Origin of the sequence: Microcoleus sp., from assembly GCF_049646505.1 — a bacterium.
Taxonomy (GTDB): domain Bacteria; phylum Cyanobacteriota; class Cyanobacteriia; order Cyanobacteriales; family Microcoleaceae; genus Microcoleus.
The window spans coordinates 1-3,358 of sequence record NZ_JBARVX010000479.1 but is presented as its reverse complement, the minus strand read 5'-3'; the positions used below and the strand labels follow the sequence as shown (position 1 = coordinate 3,358).

The 3,358-nt window shown below is 41.2% G+C and carries 2 protein-coding genes; both read right to left on the bottom strand.

All coding sequences use genetic code 11. The annotated features are described in order from the left end of the window. Positions 1-71 precede the first annotated feature (71 nt). Entirely contained in the window at positions 72-2,699 is a 2,628-nt protein-coding gene (locus WBA89_RS22840) for an ankyrin repeat domain-containing protein (RefSeq protein WP_424409678.1), read from the bottom strand. A gap of 127 nt (positions 2,700-2,826) precedes the next feature. Continuing rightward, complete coding sequence (locus WBA89_RS22835; protein ID WP_424409677.1) at positions 2,827-3,039, bottom strand: DUF4058 family protein; 213 nt, start codon at positions 3,037-3,039, stop codon at positions 2,827-2,829. Between the last annotated feature and the right edge of the window lie 319 nt (positions 3,040-3,358).

Below are 3,358 nucleotides of genomic sequence, written 5' to 3'. Positions count from 1 at the left end.
TCTTTCAGCAATGATTTTTTCCGATTTTTGCAGGATTTCCATATTTTTATGCCTGGGTTGATTTTGGATAATTAGTCTGTTGCGCCGTGATATCTGAGTATTTTGGCTGCTGCTTCTCTGCTGGGGTTCGAGTCGGTTTCTGCTATCTTTAGCGGCGTGTCGCCATAAGAGTTTGTAGCGTCAATTTTGGCACCTTTAGCAATCAGCAATTTTAAGATTTCTAGAGTGCCATAATGTGCGGCTTGGTGGAGTGGAGTTGTGCCAGATACATCTAGATTATTAACATCTGTACCGTTGTTAATTAGCAGTGCAGCAATATCATTGTGTCCGAGCGCGATCGCTCTATACAATGGAGTTTGACCCTTCACATTTCTAGCGTTAACCCTTGCACCTTTAGCAATTAGCAGTTCAACGATATCTAGAGATCCTCGAGTAGTGGCAAGATGCAGGGGAGTTTGAAGCAAGTTATTTTTGGCATTAACGAATGCACCTTCGGCAATGAGTTGTTTGGCTGCATCCTTAAGTTTGAAATCGACAGCGATATGCAGTAAGGTTCTGCCATATTTGTATTCACTATTAACATCTGGGTCTTTACTAATCATCAACGCTACTGTATCCTCAAGTTGCAGGTCTACGGCGATATCCAGTGGAGTTGTTCTGTAATTATCCTGGATATTAATTTCGGCACCATTCTCTAGCAGTCGTTCGATATTCTGCATATTATCTAACCTAGGAAACCGCTTATTTAACACAGCAATATGTAGAGGAGTCTGTCCATTATTATTTTTAACATTGACTTTCGCACCATTTTTAATTAAAGAATAGACGATTTCTGGGCGATTACGTGGAATATCTGAGGGATTATAGGGATTATGTTGAACAGCTAGGTGTAACGGAGTATCTCCACTTTTATTGTGAATATTGAGTTTCGCACCATTAGCAATTAAAAAAGAGACGATTTCTGGGCGATCTTCTTGAACAGCTAGGTGTAACGGAGTATCTTCAGATTCGTCCTTAGCGTTGATCTCCAGCATTAGCAAAGCAGCAATTTCTTTTGTGGTTGCATAGTGCAGTGGAGTTCTTTTTTTATTATCCCTGATAACAACATTTGCGCCGTTGTTAATTAGCTGTTGTACCAACTCCTTAAAGCCTATTTTGGCTGCATTATGTAATAAAGTTGTACGCTTGCCATTTCGGGCATTTTCTTCTTTGATGTTAATTTTTGTGCCCGCAGCGAGTAGTATCTTTGCGATCGCCTTTGATTTCGTTATATGTAGAGGAGTCGAGCCATTTTTGTTTTTGAGATTAACGTTTGCGCCTTTAGCAATCAGCAACTTTGCCATTTCAGGCGATGGCGCAAAGAACAGAGGAGTTGTACCCCTACGATCGAAATCTAAAGACATTACCGATTTAAGACTCCAGAAAGGAGTCCACATATCAGAAGAAAGTTCACTCTGGGCGTTAATATTTGCACCTTTAGCAATTAGCGTCTGTGCCACTTCTATGCGATCGTATCCAGCAGCAAAGTGTAACGGGGTAAAGCCAAGTCCATCCTTAGCTTTGATATCTGCACCCTTGGCAATTAACAATTCTGCCATCTCTTTTGAGCCAGCCAAGTGTAGTAAATTCTGGTTATTTACCCTGGTATTAGCACCAATACCGAGATCCAGATAATGCCTAATAGTTTTAGTATCTCCCTGTTCAACAGCCTTGACAACTGCATCGGGGGTAAATCCAATCCGGCTGAGGATGGGATATTTAAAGTGATTTAAAACAGCAACAGTAGCAACAGTAGCCACAGCAGCAATTCCTATTTTAAGGCGTTTTTTCAATTGCGTCGATCGATTGGATTTAACGCTAACTTTTAGAGGATTGCGAAGCGATTCAAGCGCTTCTTTTGCCGATTGAAAGCGATTTTCTAAATCTGACGCGAGCGTTTTTCCCAACCAATCGGCAAATGCTGAAGAAATCTGAATTTGAGAGCGAAAATCTTTCTCTAGTATATTTGTTGGTAATTCGGCGGGGGAACGGTGGGTTAGTAAATACAACAATGTCGCTCCTAAACCATATAAATCTGTTGCAGGTACGGCTTGTCCAAGAAATTGTTCTGGAGCCATATAACCATAGGTTCCAACTACGGTACTTCCTCGCATTAAAGTATTGTAATAAGTGTTTTGCACTGCTCCAAAATCTACTAAGCAGACTGCCCAGTCTTTTTCTTTGTGGGAATCGATGGGCGATTTGAATACAATGTTCTCTGGTTTAATATCCCGGTGGATAACAGGTGGTGTCTGTGAATGGAGATAAACTAAAATCTCCAAAATTTGTGTTGCAATGCGTTGAATTTCAGGTTCACTAGCGTGCCAGCCATTTTCGACTAAACTGGCTAGAGATTGCCCTTGGGCCAGTTCTTGTACTATATAAAAACAACGGTTATCGGGAGTATCGACATAAAAATAATCCAAATAACGCGGAATTCCCGGATGATTCAATTTTGATAAAACATTGGCTTCTCGTTCAAAGAGTTCCAGGACTTTCCAGTCATTCATCTTCTGTAAAGACAAAGCTTTGAGTGCGACTCGCTGGTGTGTTTGGAGGTCAACGGCTTCATAAGTTGTGCTACTACCGCCTTCTCCGAGTAGCTTTTTAATTTGATAGTGTTTGACTAAGTTATGGGAAATTTCTGGAATAATATCCATAGCATTATCCGGGGTTGATGAGTACCAAGAAACATTTTCTATTTGGGTTTTTGTAACCAAAATTTTGAAAAATTTATGCAAGGTAAGTTGAGTGTTTGAGTATATTTCAAACAAGTCAATAGAAAAGTCAATGACTGACTCTGTATATTTGCTTAAATTTCAATGACCGTATTTCTATGGATAGCTTACCCAGAATTTTGGAGTGTCCTATCACCTTTGGCGAAAATTTGCGTACGGGATATTGATCGTAATCGAGCCGATAATCATAGCCGACGCGATCGTAAATGCCTGCAAGCAATTCCGGCAAATTAACAATAGGTTCTACATCTGCTTCGCGCAAAGGAAGTTGTCGGTCTTTTTGAGATGCTAGCCAACGTTCGTAGGCTTCTCTATCGCCACTTTTTCTCTCAGCGCCCTCTGCGTCCTCTGCGGTTAATCAAAAAATTTGGTGATTTAGAATACAATTCCCGACTCAACAGTCGATCGCACTCCTCAATTTTCCTCCGGATCTAAAATTCCCCTAAAGTTCTACCCCCTTTGGCAAAACCCTTCCTAAGATAGAAGTTAGGGGCGATCGGTCTAACAGCCGATTAGCGGGGCAAACGGCAAGCACCTGAAAATCCCCAACTAACCAGCCGCAAGACAGGGAGAACATCCAA